This is a genomic window from Rhodococcus sp. A14, assembly GCF_011603105.1.
Taxonomy (GTDB): Bacteria; Actinomycetota; Actinomycetes; order Mycobacteriales; family Mycobacteriaceae; genus Rhodococcus_F; species Rhodococcus_F opacus.
The window spans coordinates 1-6,194 of the sequence record NZ_JAAOQS010000200.1 but is presented as its reverse complement, the minus strand read 5'-3'; the positions used below and the strand labels follow the sequence as shown (position 1 = coordinate 6,194).

At 66.7% G+C, this 6,194-nt stretch carries 5 protein-coding genes and 1 pseudogene; 1 reads left to right on the top strand and 5 read right to left on the bottom strand.

What is annotated here, in order from left to right; genetic code table 11:
* From G9373_RS44315 to G9373_RS44295, 5 genes and pseudogenes are all read right to left on the bottom strand, one after another.
* Positions 1–181, bottom strand: a pseudogene (locus G9373_RS44315) (aspartate kinase); the annotation flags it as partial.
* A gap of 95 nt (positions 182–276) precedes the next feature.
* Positions 277–1,242 (bottom strand): hypothetical protein, encoded by a 966-nt coding sequence (locus G9373_RS44310; protein ID WP_167121150.1) that lies wholly within the window; start codon positions 1,240–1,242, stop codon positions 277–279.
* 133 nt (positions 1,243–1,375) lie between these two features.
* Positions 1,376–2,713, bottom strand: a complete 1,338-nt coding sequence (locus tag G9373_RS44305) for a DUF1254 domain-containing protein (protein ID WP_167121148.1) — start codon at positions 2,711–2,713, stop codon at positions 1,376–1,378.
* 86 nt (positions 2,714–2,799) lie between these two features.
* Complete coding sequence (locus G9373_RS44300; RefSeq protein ID WP_167121146.1) at positions 2,800–4,494, bottom strand: SulP family inorganic anion transporter; 1,695 nt, start codon at positions 4,492–4,494, stop codon at positions 2,800–2,802.
* A gap of 12 nt (positions 4,495–4,506) precedes the next feature.
* Positions 4,507–4,929 carry a hypothetical protein gene (locus G9373_RS44295; protein WP_005253445.1) on the bottom strand — a complete coding sequence of 141 codons (423 nt, stop codon included), beginning with the start codon at positions 4,927–4,929 and terminating at the stop codon, positions 4,507–4,509.
* A 176-nt stretch (positions 4,930–5,105) separates the two neighbouring features.
* On the opposite strand from G9373_RS44295, the gene G9373_RS44290 reads away from it, so the two are divergent.
* A partial coding sequence (locus G9373_RS44290; RefSeq protein WP_064080933.1) for an AI-2E family transporter occupies positions 5,106–6,194 on the top strand: 1,089 nt, incomplete at its 3' end.

Genomic DNA, 6,194 nt, shown 5'->3' with positions numbered 1-6,194 from the left:
GGGCTGGGCACACCTGCTGAGCCAGATCGAGCAGCTCATCAGTGGTGTCCCCCATCGCTGAAACCACGACGACGACATCGTTGCCGGCCTTCTTGGTCTCGACGATCCGTTCAGCCACTCGTCGGATTCTCTCGGCGGTTGCCACCGAGGATCCGCCGTACTTCTGGACGACGAGAGCCACGCGTTTCTACCTCCAGGTCGATGAATCTGTACTGGTCCAGCTGTCGAGCTTACCGGCGGAGTCCAATCTGATCCCGGGTGAGTCCGTTCGGCCGCCTATCCGAACGCCGTGTTCGCGGCGTCCGCGACCCTCGCCACGGCCGCGCAGTTCGGCCCGTGAACAGTGACGACTGCACCCGCGTGACCGAGCCTTCGGGTGAACTCGTCGACCACCGCTCCGGGCCGTGTGACGTCGATCGGCTCACCCATCGGGCTCGTCCACCGGCATCGGTCGCCGACTGTCTCCGGCTCGGCGGGAACGGGTGGTCGGTTTTCCTTGACCGGCGACATCGTGAACGACACGGTCACCTCGCTCCCGGGCACCCGATTCGGGTTCGGAAACAGGACGCAGTCGAACGGGGTGGGCGGTGATTCCGGATCGACGACGCGTCCGCCCGCTGTGGTCCCCAGCACGTCGAGCACTTCGCACGGGTCGTGGACCGCGAGCGCCACCTGACGCGGGGACGTTGGGTCGCGAGCGGGCAGTTCCGACCGCATCCTGTCGATCGCCGAGCCGAGCACCGCGTCGGCGAGCGGGCAGGCGTCCTGGCCGGCGACGGTTCCGGCGCGGACGGACGCGAGCGGCGGTTTCAACTGTTCCTCGAGGACGTTCAACTGGAAGACGCGCTCGCACGTCCCGCGGGCCAGGTCGGCGCCCGCGCCTCGATAGACGGTCACGCCGTCGACCGTCTCAAGCCCGGTCAGCGCCGCATCCGACAGCATCGACGGCAGCAGGGACAACTCCACGTACGTGGTCGCGCCGCCGGGCCGGACCATCAGCGCCGAACACACCGGCAGTTGGACGGCGGACCCGTACTGCTGGACTGTCCCGGCGCCCCGCACGACCGCCTCGTCGAGCAGTCCGCACGGATCGGCGTCGCGGAGTGCGTCCTCGACGTGGACCTGCCGTTGCTGCTCCGGCGTCAGTTCCTGCAGCGGCGACGCCCCCGCAGTCCCCGACACGCTGTGCGCACATCCGGACGTGAACACGGCGCACAGGAGCGCCGCGGCAACTTTCTTCACTCGATCCCCCCTCGAATCGGCACGAACACTACCGCCGACTCGGGATCATCGGAGAGAGGACGGGACGCTGTGAACCAGACCGATCATGTCGGGAACGAGCAGCCAGATCGGATCGCTCACCAGCGCCCCCTGATCACCTGGTCCTCACGAACGGCGGGATCTCGAACGTTCCGTCGAACACCTCCGGCTTCGGGCTGTACATCCGGAGCAGCGGCCGGAACCCGACTGCCGGTGTCGGCAACCAGTTGGCGCGGGCCACCGGATCGGTCGGGGCGACGGCGCTGAGCGTGATGGTCAGCGAACCGTCGTCCGCGAACACCAGTCCCGGCGTGCGGTCACCGATCGAATAGCGGTCGATCGGATTGTCGACGAGGTAGAACTCCGGAAGGTCGTACATGGTGATCGACCAGAACGCGTCGACCGGCGGGGTCGGCGCGAACGTGAGTGTGTAGGTGTGTTCGCCCGACAGTTCGTTGCCTTCGCTGTCGTGGTAGATCGGCGCGTACGCGGCCTCGTAGCCGTGGTTTCCCCACAGTCCCGCCATCGCGGCGCCGGCCCGCAGTCCCAGCGCCTTCGAGCGGTCCTCGATGCGCCACTCGGTTGAGTCGAGGGTGCCGATCTCGAAGTAGTCGTCGTTGTAGTCGAAGGCGTGGTACATCAACTGCCAGCCGTTGACCACCTCGCCACCTGCGCCCGATTTCAGCGCGGTCGTCAGCGATTGGCGCCCGGCCTCGGCTCCGGCCGTGAGCATGGACGCGAGGTCCGGCGGCGCCTCGAGGTACGGCGACGGCCCGGTCTCGAGCAACCCGAGCGGGGCGAACGCCTGCTGCGCGACGAGGTCCTGCGCGGAAGGAGGGTACGCCTGCGAGTACACCCGCAGCTTCTCCCAGAACTGAAGTTCCTCGGGGACGTTCGGGTCGGGTATCGGCAGGCCCTCCGCCGGTTCCTGGTCGCCGACGGGTTCCAAGGTCAGGGCCGACTGCAGTCGCTTCACCCGCTCCAGGTCTGCCTCACTGTCGCAGGCCCAGCGGCCGATAATGGTGCCCACCGCGGTCGGGAACGCGATCTGCGTCGCGCCGTCGGGGACCTCACCGGACCACCCGGGACCGGTCAGCAGGAAACGGCCGGCCGCGGTACCCGTCGCGCGTTTGCCGACGTACGCGAAGTTGTCGGTCCACGCATCGACGAATTGCAGCACGTAGTACGCGCCACCGGCGTCCGGGACTCGCAGCAATTGCGGTCCGTGGCCGAGATCGATCTGGGCGATCGAGTAGATGGTGTCGTTGTTGACCGAGACGAACGTGTCCTGCGGCCCCGCGAGTGTGCGGGCGTGGCTGAAGGTGTTGAAGGGTCCCGCGTCGAGGCTCCCCATCCCCTCCGACACGAAGCGGTTCACCTGGTCGAGGTCGAACACCAGCGGAAATCCATACACCCACGCCTTCGCGGCGAGTTCCTGCAATTCTCCACTCACTACTGTCTCCTGTCATGGGCGGCTCCGCCGCCCGTGCGTGGTCTGCGAGTCCAGAGACTCGTCAACCACTCACGGGCGCGCAGCGCCTACTGTCGGTCCGGTTCCGCGAGTGCCTCACGCACGGTCGGATAGAGGTCGACGGGGGCCGAGTCCGAACCCGAGTGTCGAATCGCGTCCCGGAACTGCCCGATGTCCCGCGCCACGCGTAGCTCGATTCCCCGGCGCGCGAGCACATCCCGCAACTGCACGAGCATCTGCGCGGCACTGACGTCGATGAACGGCGACGTCTCGGCGTCGAGGACCACCACTCGCGTGTCGTCGGTGCACAGGTCCTCGATGCGGTCCTTGACGTGATCGGCGTTCGCGAAGAACAGTCCCGCCTCGACGCGCACCACGACCACGTGCGGTGTGGTCGGGAGGTCGGGGTGACGCTCGGCATCCACCCACAGCGACCCTTCCTTCGCGAGCGCCGCGACGTGGGGACGCGACGCCCGGTAGAGCAGCAACAGCATCGACACGCCGATGCCGATGACGAGTCCGGGCAGGGTGTCGAACAGGAGCACGCCCACCATCGCGGCGAGGGCGGCCGCGAAATCGGCACGCGCGGCGTATCCGTAGATGCTGCCGAGCCTTTCGGTCCACACCCCGTAGAGACGGCGCAGCGCGGAGATGTCCACGAGTTCGATGACGGCGGCGATGACCACCGCGGCGAGCGTCGCCTCGGGGAGTTTCTCGAACAGTCCGGTGAGGAACAGCAGGGTCACCACGGTGAGGACCGCGACGACGAGACCGCTGACCTGCGATTTGGCACCGGCCCCGCCGTTGACCGCCGTCTTGGAGAGGCTCCCGTTCACCACCATTCCCGAGCACAGCCCGGAGCCGAGATTGGCTGTGCCGAGGCCGAGGAGTTCCCGGTTGGCGTCCACCTCGTAGCCCTCTTTCGCGGCGTACGTCTTCGCGGCACCGAGCCCTTCCGCGAACCCGATGAGCAGCACGCCCACTGCGGGGCCGAGAAGGTCGATGTAGTCGTCGAATCCGACACCGTCCGGCAGTCCCACCGACGGCAGACCGGAGTCGATGTGACCGACGATGTCGACACCTCGACCGTCCAAACCGAACACGGCGACCGCGGCGATCCCGAGGAGGACGGCCAGCAGCGAACCGGGGACGAGCGGCAGCCACCGCTTGAATCCGAGAACCACGACGAGACTGAGGACACCGACGGCGAGTGTGCCCCAGTCGATGTCGCCCAGGTGGGTGATGACTCCCCAGGCCTGTTCGAAGAAGTTGCCGTGCTCCTTCTCCACGCCGAAGAGGGCAGGAACCTGCCCGATGATGATGGTCAGAGCCAGCCCGACGATGAAGCCCTTCAGCACCGGCTCCGAGATGAACGACGCGATGAAGCCCAGACGGAGGAGCCCCGCCAGCAGCCCGGCGATGCCGGTGGCAATCGCCAGCACTGCTGTCAGGGCGGCGTACTTGCCGCCGTCCGCCCCGGCGAGCGGCGCGACGATGGCAGCCGACAGGGCGGCCGTCGCCGACATCGGCCCGACCACCAGATGCCGGGAACTGCCGGCCGCCGCGTAAAGAATCAGGGCGGGTATCGCCGCGTACAGACCGACGACAGGGGGAACTCCCGCGATGGTCGCGTAGGCCAGGGCCTCCGGGACCAGCACGGCCCACACGGTCAGGCCCGCGATCACGTCGGGCCTGACCCATCCTTTCCGATACTCCTGCAGCGAGCCGAATACCGGCCAGGTGCCGGTCGCGGAGCTCACCACGTCGTCATCGTCCTAGTCCCTGGCGGTGTCCCAGGTGGTGACCGCCCAGATCACGACGACGTCGAGCGCGATGATCAGAATCGACCACAGCGGGTAGTAGGGCAGCCAGAGGAAGTTCGCGAGGATCGACAGCGCGGCGATGCAGACGGCCACGACACGGGCCCAGGTGGCGCCCGTCATGAGGCCGATCGCGCTGATGACCAGAACGACGCCGAGAACGATGTGGATCCATCCCCACGCGGTGGTGTCGAACTGGTAGGTGTACTCGACGCCGATGACCAGCAGGTCGTCGGAGGCGACTGCGGCGATGCCCTGGAAGAAGGAGATCACGCCGACGGTCAGCAGCAATATCGCCGCTGCCAGCGACGTTCCCGCGGCAAAACCCTGTTTGACAGGGCTGTTGGTCCTGGACTCCGGATGTGTCGTCATGTCCATGCCCTTCTCGAAAGGATGTGCTCGAACAGTGGAATCGTGCGACTTCGCGATGGCATCGGCATCATCCGCACCGGGTGATCCTCATCTGCAACGGATGATGTGTCGTCGTCGGCCGGGTGCAAGAGTCGATTCGGGGCATCCCGGTTGGCCGGCCGATTGTTGCGAAGGGACACGCGATGACCGATCCGCAGGACGTATCCGGCACGGCGCCGGCTTCTCAGTGGTCGATGCCGCGGGGGCTGATCGTGATTCTCGGGCTGGCCGCGCTCGTCGTCACCGTGGCGGGAATCCAGGTGGCTGCGTCGATCGTCGGGCCGATCTTCCTTGCTCTCATGCTGACCGTCGCGGTTCACCCGCTGCCCGAATGGCTTCACCGGAAGCGTGTCCCGGGATGGCTCGCGACGATCGCGGCGATCCTGGTCGTCAACGGCATCATCCTCGTCCTCGTGCTGTCGCTGGCCCTGTCGGTCGCCCAGCTCGCCACGCTTCTACCGGAGTACGCGGACGACTTCACGGCCCTCATCGACAGCGCCCAGAGCTTTCTGAACAGTAACGGCGTGAACTCCGCCGACGCCCAGACCTTGCTCTCCCAGGTGGATTACAGCAAGGTGTTCGGTCTCGTGGAGGGGATCCTGCAGGCCATGCTGGGCATCTTCTCGAATCTGCTGTTCATCCTCGCCCTCCTGCTGTTCATGGCGGTCGACGGAAGCACCTACGGTTCGCGGATGCGCATCGTGACGCGGATGCGCCCCGACATCGCCACCGCCCTCTCCGCGTTCTCGGTCGGCACCCGCAAGTACCTGATCGTGTCCACCGTCTTCGGGCTGATCGTCGCCGTCATCGACACCGGGGCACTGTGGGCGCTGGGGATTCCGTTGCCGATCCTGTGGGGACTGCTGTCGTTCATCACCAACTACATCCCGAACGTCGGTTTCGTCCTCGGGCTCGTTCCACCGGCACTGCTGGCGCTGCTGCAGGGTGGTCCGGAACTGATGCTCGTCGTCATCGTCCTGTACAGCGTCATCAACGTCATCATCCAGTCCGTGATCCAGCCGAAGTTCGTCGGCGACGCGGTGGGCCTGTCCGTGACGTTCACGTTCCTGTCACTGGTGCTCTGGACGTGGATCCTCGGGCCTCTCGGCGCGATTCTGGCCATCCCGCTGACACTGATGGCGAAGGCGCTGCTGATCGACATCGACCCGTCCACGCGGTGGGTCAACACGATCCTCAGCAGTGCTCCCGCTCCCCCTGCCCCGGTCCCTGCC

Coding starts and splice junctions, on each gene's coding strand:
- G9373_RS44295 (WP_005253445.1), bottom strand. CDS start 4,929: ATGGACATGACGACACATCCGGAGTCCAGGACCAACAGCCCTGTCAAA.